The organism is Leptospira ilyithenensis (assembly GCF_004771005.1).
In the GTDB taxonomy this organism is placed as follows: domain Bacteria; phylum Spirochaetota; class Leptospiria; order Leptospirales; family Leptospiraceae; genus Leptospira_A; species Leptospira_A ilyithenensis.
In genome coordinates this window covers 23,579-39,441 of sequence record NZ_RQHV01000066.1, presented here as the reverse complement: position 1 = coordinate 39,441, position 15,863 = coordinate 23,579, and the positions used below count along the sequence as shown (strand labels likewise).

General features: G+C 40.2%; 16 protein-coding genes. 5 read left to right on the top strand and 11 right to left on the bottom strand.

All coding sequences use genetic code 11. The features are described 5' to 3' along the window. Nucleotides 1-9: 9 nt before the first annotated feature. The 3 genes from EHS11_RS19155 to EHS11_RS19145 all read right to left on the bottom strand — a co-directional run bounded on the left by EHS11_RS19155 (nucleotide 10) and on the right by EHS11_RS19145 (nucleotide 3,679). Nucleotides 10-576 carry a hypothetical protein gene (locus EHS11_RS19155; RefSeq protein WP_135766001.1) on the bottom strand — a complete coding sequence of 189 codons (567 nt, stop codon included), beginning with the start codon at nucleotides 574-576 and terminating at the stop codon, nucleotides 10-12. A gap of 55 nt (nucleotides 577-631) precedes the next feature. Further along, nucleotides 632-2,011 (bottom strand): SLC13 family permease, encoded by a 1,380-nt coding sequence (locus EHS11_RS19150; RefSeq protein ID WP_135766000.1) that lies wholly within the window; start codon nucleotides 2,009-2,011, stop codon nucleotides 632-634. 288 nt (nucleotides 2,012-2,299) lie between these two features. Next, nucleotides 2,300-3,679, bottom strand: coding sequence for an SLC13 family permease (locus EHS11_RS19145; RefSeq protein ID WP_135765999.1), 1,380 nt, complete (start codon nucleotides 3,677-3,679; stop codon nucleotides 2,300-2,302). Nucleotides 3,680-3,770: 91 nt separating this feature from the next. Between EHS11_RS19145 and EHS11_RS19140 the strand changes: the two genes are divergently transcribed. Next, complete coding sequence (locus tag EHS11_RS19140; protein ID WP_135765998.1) at nucleotides 3,771-3,977, top strand: hypothetical protein; 207 nt, start codon at nucleotides 3,771-3,773, stop codon at nucleotides 3,975-3,977. A gap of 17 nt (nucleotides 3,978-3,994) precedes the next feature. Beyond that, complete coding sequence (locus tag EHS11_RS19135) at nucleotides 3,995-6,415, top strand: 1-acyl-sn-glycerol-3-phosphate acyltransferase (protein ID WP_135765997.1); 2,421 nt, start codon at nucleotides 3,995-3,997, stop codon at nucleotides 6,413-6,415. A 14-nt stretch (nucleotides 6,416-6,429) separates the two neighbouring features. Here the strand turns inward: EHS11_RS19135 and EHS11_RS19130 are convergent, their stop codons facing one another. Genes EHS11_RS19130 through EHS11_RS19115 form a run of 4 tightly spaced genes read right to left on the bottom strand, consistent with a single transcriptional unit; the run spans nucleotide 6,430 to nucleotide 10,406 of the window. After that, nucleotides 6,430-6,903, bottom strand: a complete 474-nt coding sequence (locus EHS11_RS19130; protein WP_246048082.1) for a DUF4442 domain-containing protein — start codon at nucleotides 6,901-6,903, stop codon at nucleotides 6,430-6,432. Further along, nucleotides 6,881-7,786: a DMT family transporter gene (locus EHS11_RS19125; protein ID WP_135765995.1), complete on the bottom strand. Its 906-nt coding sequence runs from the start codon at nucleotides 7,784-7,786 to the stop codon at nucleotides 6,881-6,883. Before EHS11_RS19125 ends, EHS11_RS19130 begins: the two co-directional genes overlap by 23 nt. Further along, nucleotides 7,786-8,691, bottom strand: a complete 906-nt coding sequence (locus EHS11_RS19120; protein WP_135765994.1) for an AEC family transporter — start codon at nucleotides 8,689-8,691, stop codon at nucleotides 7,786-7,788. Before EHS11_RS19120 ends, EHS11_RS19125 begins: the two co-directional genes overlap by 1 nt. Then, the gene (locus EHS11_RS19115; RefSeq protein ID WP_135765993.1) at nucleotides 8,691-10,406 is read right to left on the bottom strand and encodes an acyl-CoA dehydrogenase family protein; all 1,716 of its coding nucleotides are present in this window, start codon (nucleotides 10,404-10,406) and stop codon (nucleotides 8,691-8,693) included. Before EHS11_RS19115 ends, EHS11_RS19120 begins: the two co-directional genes overlap by 1 nt. Before the next feature lie 83 nt (nucleotides 10,407-10,489). On the opposite strand from EHS11_RS19115, the gene EHS11_RS19110 reads away from it, so the two are divergent. Continuing rightward, complete coding sequence (locus EHS11_RS19110; protein ID WP_135765992.1) at nucleotides 10,490-11,368, top strand: molecular chaperone DnaJ; 879 nt, start codon at nucleotides 10,490-10,492, stop codon at nucleotides 11,366-11,368. Nucleotides 11,369-11,436: 68 nt separating this feature from the next. Here EHS11_RS19110 and ygiD read toward each other — a convergent pair whose 3' ends face one another. The 4 genes from ygiD to EHS11_RS19090 form a co-directional block, all read right to left on the bottom strand. Next, nucleotides 11,437-12,213, bottom strand: a complete 777-nt coding sequence (gene ygiD / locus EHS11_RS19105) for a 4,5-DOPA-extradiol-dioxygenase (protein ID WP_135765991.1) — start codon at nucleotides 12,211-12,213, stop codon at nucleotides 11,437-11,439. A 95-nt stretch (nucleotides 12,214-12,308) separates the two neighbouring features. Then, the gene (locus EHS11_RS19100) at nucleotides 12,309-12,785 is read right to left on the bottom strand and encodes a nuclear transport factor 2 family protein (RefSeq protein WP_135765990.1); all 477 of its coding nucleotides are present in this window, start codon (nucleotides 12,783-12,785) and stop codon (nucleotides 12,309-12,311) included. 18 nt (nucleotides 12,786-12,803) lie between these two features. Next, nucleotides 12,804-13,451, bottom strand: coding sequence for an NAD(P)-dependent oxidoreductase (locus tag EHS11_RS19095; protein ID WP_135765989.1), 648 nt, complete (start codon nucleotides 13,449-13,451; stop codon nucleotides 12,804-12,806). 58 nt (nucleotides 13,452-13,509) lie between these two features. Then, complete coding sequence (locus tag EHS11_RS19090) at nucleotides 13,510-13,959, bottom strand: Rrf2 family transcriptional regulator (protein WP_135765988.1); 450 nt, start codon at nucleotides 13,957-13,959, stop codon at nucleotides 13,510-13,512. A 198-nt stretch (nucleotides 13,960-14,157) separates the two neighbouring features. Here EHS11_RS19090 and EHS11_RS19085 point away from each other — a divergent pair, with 198 nt between their 5' ends. Both EHS11_RS19085 and EHS11_RS19080 read left to right on the top strand, forming a co-directional pair. Next, on the top strand, nucleotides 14,158-14,439 hold the full coding sequence (locus tag EHS11_RS19085) for an NAD(P) transhydrogenase subunit alpha part 2 (RefSeq protein ID WP_135765987.1): 282 nt from the start codon (nucleotides 14,158-14,160) through the stop codon (nucleotides 14,437-14,439). A 14-nt stretch (nucleotides 14,440-14,453) separates the two neighbouring features. Next, on the top strand, nucleotides 14,454-15,851 hold the full coding sequence (locus EHS11_RS19080) for an NAD(P)(+) transhydrogenase (Re/Si-specific) subunit beta (RefSeq protein WP_135765986.1): 1,398 nt from the start codon (nucleotides 14,454-14,456) through the stop codon (nucleotides 15,849-15,851). The last annotated feature ends 12 nt before the right edge of the window (nucleotides 15,852-15,863 follow it).

Below are 15,863 nucleotides of genomic sequence, written 5' to 3'. Positions count from 1 at the left end.
TTTTTCTCCTCAAAGATAACGATTATAGTCCTGGATCATGTTGTTGATCATATTGCGTTCTTTATTGTATTGAATGATCTTCGCTTCTTCGATTCCGGATTCCCAAATAAAAAAGAAAGGAACACCGAAAAGTGTGGAGTGTTTTTGTCTGTATTTTTCTCTACCAACTAACTTTTCTTCAACGTAGAAATCGGCATGTAAAACTCTTTCTTGCGAATAAATGGACGGTAAAATACCTGCGGTTAAAATCATAAACAAACTGGAAATGGAAGACACCCAGAAATGTTCGTATTCATTCACTTCCGAGGTATAAATATCTATATGGTGCGAACTGCGAATGCCTTCGTTGATCACTCTTCCAAAATAACCGGTATCATTTATGTATGTGGTATAAAGAGCGGTGATATGTTTTTTGGAACGTTCCGACTCGGGGCTTGTGACCTTTATAGTAAGAAGAGAAATCCTCTGTTTCAATTCTGGGCGAACAATGATAGGTACATCTTCACTAAGATAATTATAGCAATTGGTAAATAATAAAATATTCACCAGAAATAATGAAAAGCGGATAAATAACATCTTCCGCTTGTATGCTACCGATAAACTTATCTAAGAAAAGCATTTTTTGTAGTAATTAATGCGAAAAATCCACCCATCCTGCGAAATGTAAAATCCCTCCGCCTACAACCAAAAAGACAATCAAAGCAAGTATGGAGATGATTCCTCCTATCTTTGCCATTTCTATGCTTTTGATGCCGCCATAACTGAAAGCCAAAGCATTGGGAGGAGTGGAGACAGGAAAAGACATTGCAAGAGAAGCTCCAATCGTTGCCCCTAATGCTGCGGGAAAGATAACTTCCGCAGGCAAACCCATTGTAATAGGAAGTATCAGATTTGCTACGGAATTATTAGATAAAAAGCAGGAGAAACCAAGGGATATAACGGAAAATGCCACAAATAGGGACAAAGAAGATTTACCACCTAATGACAATACGCTGACAAACTGGCTTGCCAATCCGGTTTCTTCCATAGCCTTTACCAAAGCAATCCCTCCTCCCACCAAAATCAAAACATCCCAAGGGAGAGATCGAAAATGTTTTAGCTCTAAAAGTTTCAACCCGAAGAACGCAATGATGGGAATAAGCGCGATAATTCCATTGGAAACTTTGTGAAGATCAGACGTCATCCAGCCTATAATCGTAATTCCAATAATCAGATAACAAATATTATACTGCATTTTTGAGTTGGAAACCTCGCTCATATGAGGTACAAAGAGTTTTCCACTTTCTTCTTCTTTATTTCTCAAAAAGACCCAATACAAAAGTCCACATAGGAGCAAAACTGATATCAAAAATACGGGTATTGCGAAAGCCATCCAAGGTAAAAAACCGATATCTATTCCCTTCTCCTTCATGTATCCGATTCCGATTACATTAGGGAGAGTTCCCACAGGGGTCCCTATTCCACCCAAATTTGCGGAAAAAGGAATCACAAAAAGGACCGATTTCCTAAGATGAGAATTCAAATCTAAGTTTTTCATTATAGGGAAAACGAGTCCTAGCATCATAGCCGTCGTGGCAGTATTGTTCATCCAACAGGACAAAAAGCTCGTAGAAAACCCAAGCCCCAAAAGCAAATACAATGAGGAACCTATCGCGTTTTTGATTACAAATCGGGCCAATGTTTCATTCAGCTTGTAATGAGAAATCGCTTCAGAAATGACAAAACCACCTAATGCCAGCAATATGGCTTCTGAAAAGTAACAAGAAAGAAATACAATCGGTTTTGGAGTAGATGCTCCCCAGTTGGGTAATAACCAAATCAACTCTAAAAATAGGATTAAAAAACCCGTCACATAAAGAGGCACCGCTTCCGATAGCAAAAGATATACTGCAAGCAGTGCAATTGCCAAATTGATTTCCTGGACTGGTGTCAAACCAAACCAAGATTGATAAAAACTAAAACCTGCGGGAAGAACTAGAATTAAACTGATTAAGAATGAAATGATAGGCATTGTTGCTTGATGATTTCCTTCGGTATTAATAATTTTATATTAAATAGAGGACTTTCAAGAAAAAAAGCCCCAGGAGAGTTTCTAAGATGTTAAGAAAACTGCCTTATCATACGATTGGGTTCGGATTGATTATGGGTGGATGGTTTGTTTGCGTTATCAACGAAGGTTTTGGACAGAGGAGCAACTCCGTTTAAGTTTTACTGCTCCCAATATCAAATGAAAAACGAATAAAATACATCTCTCTTCTATGCTACTGATACTTATCTAAGAAAAGCATTTTTGTAGTAATTAATGCGAAAAATCCACCCATCCTGCGAAATGTAAAATCCCTCCGCCTACAACCAAAAAGACAATCAAAGCAAGTATGGAGATGATTCCTCCTATCTTTGCCATTTCTATGCTTTTGATGCCGCCGTAACTAAATGCCAAAGCGTTGGGAGGAGTGGAGACAGGAAAAGGCATAGCGAGGGAAGCACCGATAGTTGCTCCTAATGCCGCCGGCAAGATGACTTCCGCAGGCAAACCCATTGTAATCGGAAGCATTAGATTGGCAACGGAGGTGTTTGACAAAAAGCAAGACAATCCAAGAGACATAATGGAAAATATACAGAATAATGAAAAGGAAGATTGACCACCTAATGAAAGTAAATTGATAAACTGTTTTGCAAGTCCTGTTTCTTCCATTGCCTTTCCAAGAGCAATTCCTCCTCCCATCAAGATCAAAACATCCCAAGATAGAGAGCGAAAATGATTTAAATCCAAAAGTTTCAAGCCGAAAAAAGCAATGATCGGAACTAACGCAACTGTTCCGTTGGAAATCTTATGAAGATCCGATGTCATCCAACCGAGAATAGTGATACCTATTATCAAATAACTTAAGTTATACTTTAAACTTGTTTTTGAAATCTCATCTTTCAAAGGAGTAAAGAGTTTGGTACTTTCTTCTTCCTTGTTTTTCAAAAAGCTCCAATACAAAAGTCCGCATAAGAGCATAACTGAAATTAAAAATACAGGCATTCCGAAAGCCATCCAGGGCAAAAAACCGATATCTATTCCCTTCTCCTTCATGTATCCGATGCCGATGACATTCGGCAAAGTTCCCACAGGAGTCCCGATTCCGCCCAAATTTGCCGAAAAAGGGATCACAAGCAAAACCGACTTTCTCAAATGGGACTCCAAACTCAAATTCTTCATCATGGGAGCGACTAGACCTAGCATCATAGCCGCCGTTGCAGTATTGTTCATCCAACAGGATAAAAAACCTGTCGAAAGACCAAGACCGATCAGTAAATATAAAGAAGAGCCTTTTGTATTTTTGATCACAAATCGGGCGAGAGTTTCATCTAACCTGTAGTGCGCAATCGCCTCCGAGATGACAAACCCGCCTAAGAACAGTAATATGGTCTCTGAAAAATAACATGATAAAAATACGATTGGTTTGGGAGCGGATCCTCCCCAATTGGGCAATAACCAAATCAGCTCCAAAAACAGGATTAAAAAGCCCGTCACATAAAGAGGTATCGCTTCGGAGACCCAAAGATATGCCGCAAGCAGTGCAATGGCCAGATTGATTTCCTGCGCGGGAGTCAATCCGAACCAAGATTGGTAAAAACCGAAACCGGCAGGAAGAAGTAGAATTAAACTGATTAGAAATGAAATGATTGGCATTGTCGCTTGACGATTTCCTTCGGTATTGGCAGTTTTATATAAAATAGAGAGGGCTTTCAAGAAAAAGAAAGTTCCCAGGAGAGTTTCTAAGATGTTGAGAAAAATACTTTTTCATACGATCGGGCTTGGTTTGATTCTAGGCGGATGGTTTATTTGCGTTATCAACGTGGGATTGGACAGAGGGGCTACACCTTTTAAGTTTTTTTCCATCCCGAATATGATCGGTCTCGTCCTTATTTTAATCGGCGCCTATTTCCCGGAGATAGCGATCCGACTTTTTGTTAAAAAAGAAAACTAGTTTTAAAAGTACAACATATGTCTATCGCCTATCACGACTTAAAACAAGCCGTATTAGGAAGCGGACCAATGGGATTGATAGTTTCCACATTGGTAGCGCAAAAATACGATGAAGTTATCCTATGGATCCCCGATAAAGAATTAGCCGAGTCTTTAAGAAAACGGCGCCAAACAGAAATTATGGGAATGACTTTGGAAATTCCACAACATATCGAAATTGTTTCCGGCCTGGATCAATTCGGAAGAGATGATTGGGCGTTTCATGTAGCGGTCCCTTCCCGCTCCTTTCTGGACAATTTACATTCTCTTATTGATACGCTTGACCCGAAAAACGATTATGTATTTTCTTTTTTCACCAAAGGAATCTTAGAGAGCAAATACAGAAAACGGCACGGGTTTGTCACTTATAGCCAATACTTGGATCATATTCTGAAAGAAAAAAATTTCACTTCTTCCTCGATCGCAGTAGTGAACGGACCGTCAATGGTGGCAGAACTGATGGAAGAAAAATATACATTTTTCAATATAGGTTCGGAAATAAAAAAGACTGCCGACTATTTGGCTGACTTATTCTTATCCCATTACGTTCATACATCCACGACTGATGACATTCACGGAATGGAAATCATCGGAGTGGCAAAAAATCCAATGGCAATCGCCTCAGGAATCATTTCCCTAATGCCGAACTACGGAACAAATTTACTGGGCGAAATCATGTCCGTCGGTTTCCAAGAAGTAAGAGATCTTGCAATGAAATACGGCGCAAGGCCGGACACGGTTATGGGAAGATCGGGACTTGCCGACTTCATTGCAACTGCAACAAGCAATCGGAGTAGAAATAAAAAATTCGGACAAAAGCTCGCAGGAGAACTATTAAGCGGTCAGGAAAAATTAAGCATACTCGATAAAGTAGAGATCTTTTTTTCACCGAAACAATTTATTGAAAGAGAATCCAATAAATGGCATGATAACGTGGAAGGTACTTATGCTCTGAGTATTCTAATCGAACTTGCCAACGATATTCGTTTGCCTTTCAGTTTTCATCGCACTCTGTTTGACGTGCTGACAAGAAAACAGCCTCCTGATTCGCTAATCCATTTAATCCGTGGAACAAAAACTTCTTCGGCACCAAGTCAACTAATTGTTCCCAAAAAACAAGGGTTAAATCTTACATCCGGAATTGATTTTCAAAGTCTTTTGGTGGATCGCATTATAAAACACATTAACAACTCCTCAGGCACAACATCGCGGATTAAGAAACAATCTGCGGCAATCGTTGAAAGCACTCAAAAAAGATTAAGTAAAGCCGAACGAAAAAAACAAAACCTTGATATCGAAAAATTCTCACAGGAGTTGGAAGTTTGGCAAAGGTTTCATGTTTCCAATAAAGATGAGGAATCAACTCTTATCAAAGAATTGATTCGTTTTTATGTAATGGAAATCGCGGATAATTACAGCCCGACCGTTCGGGAATCGTTATTGCGCTTTATAGCTCCCATTCGTTTGTTTTCCGGGGGGTTTATGCGCGGGTCAATGATTCCGCATATCGGCGGTAAAACGGAAGTTGTAAAGGCTCTTTCCAGTAAATACAATATACTTTATGCGCCCACACATAGATCCCACTTGGATTCGGTGGAAGTTGCTTATTCCTTGTTTCACCTGGGATTGCCTGTTCCTCGTTATGCGGCAGGTATCAACTTGATGTCCAATCCTTTCTGGGAATGGATGCTCAAATCACTTGGCGCCTACGCAGTCGATCGGGAAAGAACCAGAAATAGTTTGTATTTGGAATGTCTGACTCTTTATTCACAGGTAATGTTGGAACAAGGAATCCCTTCCTTGGTGTATCCCGAAGGAACTCGTTCCAGAACGGGAGGTGTGGTTCCTGTCAAAACCGGACTACTCACTACTGCTGTGAATGCATTCCGAAGTTCAGGAACGGAAATTGTTATCGTTCCGATGGCACTTTCTTACGAAACAGTTCCGGAAGACAATCAATTCTGCGATATTCCAGAAGACCTTGGCATGGCAGGATTTTTGGCAAAAAGATCCAATGTATATGTGGAATTTTGCGATCCCATCCCCATATCAGAATATGCTCATACGGATGATCCGACTTTGGAATTGTCTTATCGGATTTCCAAAGGCTGGAAACAGTATCATAAACTTTTACCAAATCAGATAGTCGCAAAGATTCTATCGGAGAACGAGCATAATGTGGAAATCAATCGGTCGACATCTCTTGTAGAAGACTTTATCACCAGGCATAACGGAAATTATCTGACTCGCGACCCGGAAGAAATTTGGGAAAAAGGAAAAAAGGTTTTGGAAAAAAGAAAACTAGTCGAAGAATCCAATCAGGTTTTGCGCTCTAGAGTGGAATCTCTTGTCAATTATTATGGCAATATGATTCCTGAAGACGCGGATCAGAAATACTAGATACTGGTTAAAGATCAATTTTGGAGAGGCAATTTGCCTCTCCTTCGCACATAAACGACTTTTTCCACACGAGCAATTACTTCACCTTCGGTATCTTTAACGTCCGCATAAAAGACAAAATCTGCTTTTTTCTTTTTTGCCACTTCCTCTTTGATACGTGCAATTTCTTCATCAGAGATATAAAACTCCGCAAATACTTTGCCCGTTCCGGGCTTTAGAAATTGCATATTGCCGGCTTTGTCCCAAACGATGTAATCCGTTCCCAATCTTTCCAGAAGGATCAACATATAAAACGGATCGCACATAGCATACAAAGACCCACCGAAATGAACTCCCACATAATTTTTGTTATAGAAAGTGAGTTTCATCTCCGTTCTAAATTTGGAAAAATCAGGCGCAATATGAGTGATCCTGATTCCCGCTCCCAAATAAGGAGGGTAAAAGTTAAACAACCAAACTCTTAATTTAGTTCTCCACGAGACTTTCAATCGTGACATCTTTCCTCTTTGAATTAATAAGATATACTGCAAGAATTGCCAACCCACCACCTATTAACACCGGTAATTGGATCGGTTCGTTTACGATAAAAACACTGCTTAAAAAAGCGGATAAGGGCACGATAAAAATAAAGGAGCTCGCGATTTGAGAGCCTAGTTTTGCTGCTGCATAAAAATAAACAGTAGTTCCAAATGTTGTAGAGACAATGGAAAGATAAGCGATGGATAACCAAAAATTCCAACCGAATTCGAATACTTGCAAAATCGCCGGATCGCGGAAGGCAAAGAAAAATTCTATTACGGATCCCACGAAATACACATAAAGACTGTAAACAATGGGAGACATCGACTCACCGGTTTTCTGGCTATTTAAAGATAAGGTCGCCCAAGTGAATGCGCATAATAGGAAAAATAAATTTCCGGACTGAATGAGAGACCCTATACTAAATTGCCAGATTTTTAAAATCACAAGTCCTCCGATCAATCCGAAAAATAGACCAAGTGACTGACGTTTGTTGATTTTTTTTTTCTGGATCAGGGCTACAATTAAAAAAGTAATGATAGGATTTAGAGTTGTGACCAAAACTCCTCCTGCGCCGGGCAATCCATTCACCAACCCTAAAAAGAAAAATTGGCCGTACAATGTGTAAATAACTCCACCGATTAGTACATTCAGATAATCGCGTCCCGACTTAAGCAAAAACGGAATCTTCAAAAAATAAAGCAGCGGAATGACAGAAAGAAACGTTACTAAAAACCGCCAAAACACCAATACATGGATAGGCAATAAAGTAGCGACCAGCTTTGCAATCGGCCAGGAAATGCCCCAGGATACCATGGCAAGTATCAAAAGTAATAAGAACTTTATATTCATCAATTGATTCCTCGGATTATGTTCAACACAATCCATGTAGTTCCGAACGAAAGAGGGATTCCAACACCTAACATAAGACCTGCGAGATGGGGATTCAAATGTTTTTCCATTGCAATGATGGTGGAAGTTACCATAGGAGCCATCGAGGCTTCCAAGACGATCGTTTCAAACATCATCCGATCCGGTGTGATTTTGGCATAAATAAAATAGACTAGTAACGGAACAAAGGCGAGTTTGAATCCCAAACCCAATAGGAGAGTTTTTTTATGACCTCCCAAAGTCCTTAGGTTCAAAAGATAACCGACTGATACCAAGGCCAAAGGAGTCAATGTATCACCTAATCTAAGTAAAATGATCTTTGCCCATTCAGGATAAGGAAAAGGACGAAGCAGAAAAGCAAGAATCAAAGCCTGCACGGGAGCGAAACCGATCACCTTGACAAACAAAGGTTTGAATTCCCAGGAGTCGTGTTCCGCCAATGAGGCAAGTATGATACCTGGAAAACTCAAAGCCAAAAAAGTCCCCAATTGGTCGGCAACAATCCCGTAACCCAAAGACTCTTTGCCCAAGTAAGCTTCCAGCAAGGGAAATCCGACGAAGGAAGTATTTCCAAACCCGGCAGTCAGAATCAGACAAACCGCAGTTTTAAATTCGATCTTTTTAAATTTGTAAAGAGTTAAAAAGAACCCTGCCGCAAGCAGAAAAACAATCCATGGCATGAGCGCCGGCAAAAGAATAGCCGTTGTTATTCGAAGTTCATGGATGTGATATAATACAAGTGCAGGCAAGGATACGTGCAAAATGAATCCGTTCAGCACTTGGGTTGTACTTTCCGGAAAACGTCCCGACCTGCGAAAGAGAAGTCCTAATCCAAAACAAATTCCAAGTAAAAGGAGATTGGACATTAATATTGAACAATCGCCTCCAAAGATTCGGGATTCAAAAACACTCCGTCTCTCTTTCTCGGGGAGTCAACACCATTCAAGAATAGTTCTGCGTAACCGTTGGCAAAATCCGTATAGATAGACTTAGAACCTTTTTTAAGATCAAATGCAGCCTGTTCCAAAAATTCAGCCAAAGCAATCACACCGTAAGTAAGATCGGCGATATAGACCCGATTGATTTCCCTCCAGTCCTTCGTTTCTTTTTCCAAGATTTCCTTTATCTCTTGGAATTTTCCTTCGAGGATATCGTTAGCATATTTCAATTCTGATTTTCCTTTTGCATCTTTTCGCAAAACTTCGATTAGATTGGAAAAAGCAGTGAAAACTTTCGATTTTTGTAACGCATGCAAACAATGGTCTGTGACGATAAGGTGGGTTCCTTCCCAAGTTTCATTGATGATGGAATCGTTATGGAGGCGGGGAAGAGGAGAAAAATCCCCTACAATTCCATTTCCTCCCAAACATAAAATCGCTTTCTGAGTCACCCAGCTTGCTTGGGAAGAAGATTTGTATTTCAAAAGTGGAATGAGTACTTCGGAAGCTGTATCTTCTTTTTCCACCAGGTCTACGGAACGAAAATTTACAAATGTCATGGCTGTTTGTAAAATCTGCATTTCCGCTAGTGTTCGAGCGTACGAACTGAACTGATTTACCTTTTTACCGTAAGCAGTTCTCCATTTTGCATATTCGATGGCTTCCATCACACCGCGACGTGCATTTCCGCAAGCACCGAATCCCACATGAATGCGGGAGATTTTGATGATGTATTTGATTAAGTTTACAATTCCGTGTCCGGGTCTTCCGAATTCTTCCGCTTCCACATCTTCATAGATGATTTCTACTGTGAGTTTTCCCCGAGAACCTATGATGTCTTTTTTGCGAAGAATATGATGACCGTTTAGCTCTCCGTTTTCTTTGATTCTGGGAACAAGAAACATTCCGATCGTATTTGTTCCTTCTATCTTTGCAGTTGTTACCCAAAGATCACCGGGATTGGAACAAAACCATTTTTCTCCATTTAACAACCATTTACCGTTGTCCAATTTTTTAGCAATGGTGCGGTTTGCCAATACATTGCTTCCGCCTACTCTCTCCGTAACATACTGACCTGCCATAAAATGAGAGTCACTTTGTTCGCCTGCAGTAAGAGCCAGGTATTTTTCTTTTTGTTTATCAGTACCGATTTGTTTCAGAGCATTGATCATCCCGTCAGTCATAGCCAAAGGACAAGCAACACCACCTTCACCATTAAGATTCATCAGATAAGTAAGCGCATAACGATGAATATACGGAAATCCGAATTTCCAATTCGTGTGAAAATCCAAATTCACTACACCGTAATCATAAGATATTTTGCGGGAAAGAGTCTGTTCGGGAGAATAAATGATTTGATCGATTCTTTTTCCTGTGCGATCGTATTTGACAAGCTCGCCGTATTTTCCTTCTTTGTGGGACTTTTCGGTAAGCTCATCCAAAATTCCGCCGACTAGTTCCCCATATCCTTTGATATGATCGATCATTGCTTTTTTATGATCGGGAGCGAACTTTTCGCTATAGCGTTCCACAACTCTTTGCAGAGCCTTGTCTTTCTCGTAAAAATTCTGTCCCCGAAGTCCTTTATAATCGGAAATATCATAGGGATCAAGAGAGGGATGTTTCAAAGTCGGATAAGTCATAATTCCAGTAAACAAAATGGAATAGGTTTCACTAGCAAAAAAGAAACTCCTTGCTAATTTGGTAATAAGGCAGACTACGGAATATGGTAGCGAAAGCAGAAACCACCAAATCCAAACAAGTCCTTGGGGATGTAATCTTCGAGTTGCAAAACCATAGCGATTCTCTGCGTTGGTTTCTTTCCTATGAACGCTTAGCCGAACTTTTGGAAATCCGAAAGGAAGAATGCCTCCGCAAAATCTACAATTTTCGCGCCTCTCAACCACATATGTCACTTTCCGGGGGATTCCATGAAGTGGATGGAGATTGCCTGATTGATTTTTTATCCAAAGAATTGGATGCTGATTATGTTCCGGCGGAATTTCTACGATCAGGAATTTTTTTCAGCGAACGTCCATTATACGAACTTAGGGAATCCTATAAAGCGCTAATTCAAACTACGGTCGAAAATCATAAACTGGACAAAGAACTTTTACTTTTACTCGCTGCAGCAACGGTTGATTTTGATGACGCAGTCGATTCTTATCTGATGGATAAATTTGAAATCGAATTCTTCGTAGGAAGAACGATCAATATATTTATCGAACTCAGAAAAATCAAAACCGAATACGGTGCCGAAGGTTTCCTAAAAGATTATCTCATGGCACTCGTTCCTACTAAAATTTTAAACTTCCGGGATATCACAAAAGAATTTCGGGACAGGACTTATTACGAAATTTTCGGAAGAATCAGAGAAGCCAAAAAGAAGAAAAAGAAGCCGAAACAAAAATTAAACTTGGAACTGGAACAATTACTCACATTTTTTCAGTTAGGTGAAGATGCAAAAATTGCGGACGTTAAGAAAAAGTTCAAAGAACTTATGAAAAAGTATCACCCCGATATTAATAAAAAAGGAGAAGAGATGACGAAAAAAATCATTATAAAATACAATCGCCTGATTGTACTAATGGCAGAAGCGGATTAACCCGAACAAATCCCTGAAAATACACGAACTTATTTATAAAAAAATTTCAAATAATAAAAACCATCTCGTCACCCAAATCTGAATCCTGTCATCGAAATCGAGCTGTTCAATACATCATTGAAAAATTCCAATTTATCGTCGGGTTCCCTCAAACCCAAGGCATAAATTGCGGGAATATAATGTTCGGCCGTCGGGATTGCAGTAAACATAGCACGCGTAAAACGGTCTGAATCTACAAATGCTTTTGTGTTATTCTCTGAAATCCATGTTTTAAAGGTATCATTTGCTTCCTTCGCCCAAGGCAAAATTTCATCCGGGTTTTTCCAATTATAGAGACCTAGATTATGAACTAGATTTCCGCTTCCAATGATCAATACTTCTTCCCGCCTAAGATATGATAGTTTTTTTGTGAATTCCAAATGCCACGCAAGATCCTTGGTCGCGTCAATACTGATTTGCAGAACTGGAATATTTCTCTCCGGATAAATATGGCAAAGAACGCTCCAGGTACCATGATCAAGTCCCCAATTTTGATCCAATGATAATTTCGGATCAGGAATATCTTTCGTAATCTTGTCCGCAAGAATCGGATCACCGGGAACCTCATATAGATATTCCATCAATTGTTTGGGAAAACCGTAAAAATCATGAATCGTTTTCGGTTTGCCCATTGCAGTCACATAAGTTCCTTCCGTAAGCCAATGCGCGGAAACACATACAATTGCTTTCGGTTTAGGAATTGATTTTCCCAGTTCGTTCCAAACTTTTGTAAATGAATTGGATTCGACTGCATTCATCGGGCTTCCATGACCAACGAATAGAACTGGCATTTTATTTGTATTCATCTCTACCTCTTTCAAATCGGATTTTTGCTTTGGGCGGCAGACTGCTGCTAACAACAATCCTGCCGCCGATAGTAAAAATTTCCTTCTATCCATAACTAAAACATTGTATTTGTGTTTGCGGATTTTTCAGGAATTGCCTGGATCACATCCCAATGTTCTACAATTTTACCGTTTTCAACTCTAAAAATATCTACGATCGCTTGTCCAGGATCTTGTTTGTTTTGTTTAAAATGAACATGTAGAAATACCAAATCTCCCTCGGCGACGGCTCTTTTGATTTCGGCAATCGAGTCAGGATTGTTTTGAAAGTAAGGTACAAAATATCCGAGGAAAGCTTCCGTGCCGTCGGGAACATACGGATTATGTTGAATGTATTTATCGCCAACATACTGTTCAACGGCTTCCTTCGGTTTATGATCTTTGAAAATCTTGTTATAAAAGTTTACTACAATCTCTTTGTTTTTTTCGGACTTATCTTCTTTTTGATTACAGGTGATCAAACAAGATAAAATTAGAGTCGCAGTTCCTAAGATGGTTAGATAATTTGTGATTTTTTTTAAATTCGGTTTCATTTGTTTTTTGCTCCTTACTTAATATCCGACTGTAAACCTTTCTCTGATATGTTTTCTTTCCTCCACTTCGTCTACAAAGGCTTTCGCAAGATCACCGAGAGAAATTTGACTTTTTCCTTCACTGTCAACCAATAAGGAATTGGTTTCTGTTCTGTAATTTCCCGTTTTTGCCATTGTAGGATCAATGACTGCGGAAGGAGAAAGAAAACTCCATTCCAGTTCCTTTTCCGTTTTTAAAAATTTCAGAACTTCTCTCACAGCGTCTGCGGCGTGAAAATATTCTTTTGGAAATTCAGGAGTATCTAACAGTTGTAAATCGGGAGCGACTTCCAGGGAACCAGCGCCTCCCATAATCAGAAATCGTTTCACTCCTGATTTTTTCGTAGCTTCTATAATGGACAAAGATCCTTTGATCACATTTTCTCTTATATTCGGATCAGTCCACCCCGGGTTGTAGGAATTGAGAACTCCGTCTGTTTCGGAAATGATTTTTGTCAATATTTCCTTATCGAAAATATCCGCTTTGACTTTTTTCAAATTCTTATGCTCCACGGTAAGCTTGGAAGGATCTCTTAGAACAGCAGTTATTTGATACCCTCTGTCCAGCGCTTCTTCCAATACCTTTGATCCGATGAAGCCGGTCGCTCCTATCAGTGTTAATTTCATTTTTACTCCTTTATTGTTTTGTTGTAAGTTACATTATTACATCAGATTTGATAAAAAATCACGCACCTTTTTTCAAGGCCTTACCTTTCTGAGAATTGATTTTACGGCGAATATCACCCGTTACATTGGCTAAAGTATATTCGCCAAGTTTCAACTCCATTGCCGTTTGAGCTTCGTCCAGAATTCCCTCCAGAGCCTCCTGGATATTTTTTCCAATAGGACATTCCGGGTTTGGATGTTCATGTAGCAAAAATAGAGATTCATCCTTTTCCGAAGCTCGGTACACATCCAAAAGAGTGATCTCTTTCGGAGACCTTGCCAGACTGGACCCTTTGACCCCTCGTCTTACTTGGATTAAACCTGCTTTTTTTAATTTTCCCATAAGTAATCGTATGATCGCCGGATTTGTTCCTACGGAACCTGCGATTTCCTCTGAAGACGGTTCGCCACCCATATCCAAAATGGTCAAAATATGAATTGCGACTGAATACCTACTCGGGATGGACATAAGCTAGTTGTAACTACAAGTATTACATCTGCTTTTTGTGTCAATCCCGATTCATTCACGATCATTTGGCTTCCTTTTTCCTTTGACAGGATTCGAACTGTCCCCGGAGAAACATACTCGAAACAAATTTCCAGTCATCTTTGATATAAAATTTAGTTTTCCAAAAACCAGGACTTCCCCAAATACTATTTCTTACCTATGGAAATATTTGTAACCGCAGTGACGATCTTCGTTTTGGCGATTTTCGTCGGATTTGAAATCATCACAAAAATCCCTCCCATTCTTCATACCCCACTTATGTCGGGTTCCAATGCCATTTCAGGGATCACCTTGATCGGTGCTCTTTACTCCTCCGGCCTTCCTGATAATAATATCACTAAGATCTTGGGATTTCTTTCCGTGATCTTTGCAACGATCAACGTTGTGGGTGGATTTTTGGTAACCCACAGAATGCTTTCGATGTTTAAGAAAAAGGACTGAGCGGAAACTTCAAAATGAATTTAGTAAATGCACTCAATTTATCTTATCTGCTTGCTTCCATACTTTTTATTGTAGGTCTCAAACAACTCGGTCATCCGAAAACAGCCACTAAGGGAAACATCCTGGGCGCTGTGGGAATGTTTATCGCCGTAGTGGCGACTTTATTCGACCAACAAATCATCAGTTACGAATGGATCGCCATCGGAATTGCGATTGGATCCGTTATCGGAATCATTCTTGCAATCAAGATCCAAATGACTGCAATGCCTCAGTTGGTTGCAGTTTTAAACGGGTTTGGTGGTATTGCTTCGGTACTTGTCGCAGGCTCCGCTTTGCAAATTTCCATCCCCAAATACGAATACATTGTCAATTACCAGGAGATTATCTCCATCGTATTCTCCGCAATCGTCGGCGGGATTACTTTCAGTGGAAGTTTTATCGCTTTCGGAAAACTACAAGGTTTTGTTACAGAAAAAGCTGTTCGTTACCCAGGCGACCAAGCAGTAAAAATCGTCATTGGTCTTGCTTGTATCGGTCTCGGGGTTTACAGCACTCTCTCTCCGACCAATGAGCCTATCTATTGGATTCTAAGTGCGGCCAGTTTGGTTTTAGGAATCTTACTTGTAGTTCCGATCGGAGGAGCGGATATGCCGGTTGTGATTTCTCTTTTGAACTCTTATTCCGGAATTGCGGCTTCCGCGACAGGCTTTGTGCTGAATAATAATGTTTTGATTATCGCCGGTTCTCTTGTAGGTGCATCCGGTATCATTCTAACGCAAATTATGTGTAAAGCGATGAACAGAAGTCTTACGAACGTATTATTCGGCGGATTCGGTGCTGTTGCTTCCGAGATGAAGGACGACGGTGATTTCTATCAAGGTAAGATCAAATCTACAAGTGCAGAAGAAGTCGCCATGTTGCTTGATATTGCCCGTACTGTGGTGATTGTTCCGGGATACGGAATGGCGGTCGCACAAGCACAACACTCGGTCCGTGATTTGTACCAACTGCTTACTGCTAAAGGAATCGACGTAACTTTCGCAATCCACCCGGTCGCGGGAAGGATGCCAGGCCATATGAACGTCTTATTGGCGGAAGCGGATATTCCGTACGACCGTCTGAAAGAGATGGACGAAATTAATAGTACATTCGAAAATGTCGATCTTGTAATTGTCAACGGTGCCAATGACGTTACAAACCCTCTTGCAAAAACGGATCCGAAATCTCCGATTGCGGGGATGCCTATTTTAGATGTTGATAAAGCGAAAACTGTAGTCGTAATCAAACGGTCACTTTCTCCCGGATTTGCCGGAGTTCCTAACCCGCTATTCATTGCAGACAATTGTCTCATGTTATTCGGGGATGGAAAAAAAGCAACCCAAGAGATGATAAACGCGTTAAAAGAATCTTAATTGGGATTACAC

What these genes read in the sequence shown, in the direction of transcription:
- EHS11_RS19120 (WP_135765994.1), bottom strand. Translation starts at nt 8,691, where the DNA reads ATGTCCAATCTCCTTTTACTTGGAATTTGTTTTGGATTAGGACTTCTC.
- EHS11_RS19095 (WP_135765989.1), bottom strand. Translation starts at nt 13,451, where the DNA reads ATGAAATTAACACTGATAGGAGCGACCGGCTTCATCGGATCAAAGGTA.
- EHS11_RS19115 (WP_135765993.1), bottom strand. Translation starts at nt 10,406, where the DNA reads ATGACTTATCCGACTTTGAAACATCCCTCTCTTGATCCCTATGATATT.
- EHS11_RS19140 (WP_135765998.1), top strand. Translation starts at nt 3,771, where the DNA reads ATGTTGAGAAAAATACTTTTTCATACGATCGGGCTTGGTTTGATTCTA.
- EHS11_RS19125 (WP_135765995.1), bottom strand. Translation starts at nt 7,786, where the DNA reads ATGAATATAAAGTTCTTATTACTTTTGATACTTGCCATGGTATCCTGG.
- EHS11_RS19100 (WP_135765990.1), bottom strand. Translation starts at nt 12,785, where the DNA reads ATGAAACCGAATTTAAAAAAAATCACAAATTATCTAACCATCTTAGGA.
- EHS11_RS19110 (WP_135765992.1), top strand. Translation starts at nt 10,490, where the DNA reads ATGGTAGCGAAAGCAGAAACCACCAAATCCAAACAAGTCCTTGGGGAT.
- EHS11_RS19155 (WP_135766001.1), bottom strand. Translation starts at nt 576, where the DNA reads ATGTTATTTATCCGCTTTTCATTATTTCTGGTGAATATTTTATTATTT.
- EHS11_RS19145 (WP_135765999.1), bottom strand. Translation starts at nt 3,679, where the DNA reads ATGCCAATCATTTCATTTCTAATCAGTTTAATTCTACTTCTTCCTGCC.
- EHS11_RS19080 (WP_135765986.1), top strand. Translation starts at nt 14,454, where the DNA reads ATGAATTTAGTAAATGCACTCAATTTATCTTATCTGCTTGCTTCCATA.
- EHS11_RS19135 (WP_135765997.1), top strand. Translation starts at nt 3,995, where the DNA reads ATGTCTATCGCCTATCACGACTTAAAACAAGCCGTATTAGGAAGCGGA.
- ygiD (WP_135765991.1), bottom strand. Translation starts at nt 12,213, where the DNA reads ATGAATACAAATAAAATGCCAGTTCTATTCGTTGGTCATGGAAGCCCG.
- EHS11_RS19090 (WP_135765988.1), bottom strand. Translation starts at nt 13,959, where the DNA reads ATGTCCATCCCGAGTAGGTATTCAGTCGCAATTCATATTTTGACCATT.
- EHS11_RS19085 (WP_135765987.1), top strand. Translation starts at nt 14,158, where the DNA reads ATGGAAATATTTGTAACCGCAGTGACGATCTTCGTTTTGGCGATTTTC.
- EHS11_RS19150 (WP_135766000.1), bottom strand. Translation starts at nt 2,011, where the DNA reads ATGCCTATCATTTCATTCTTAATCAGTTTAATTCTAGTTCTTCCCGCA.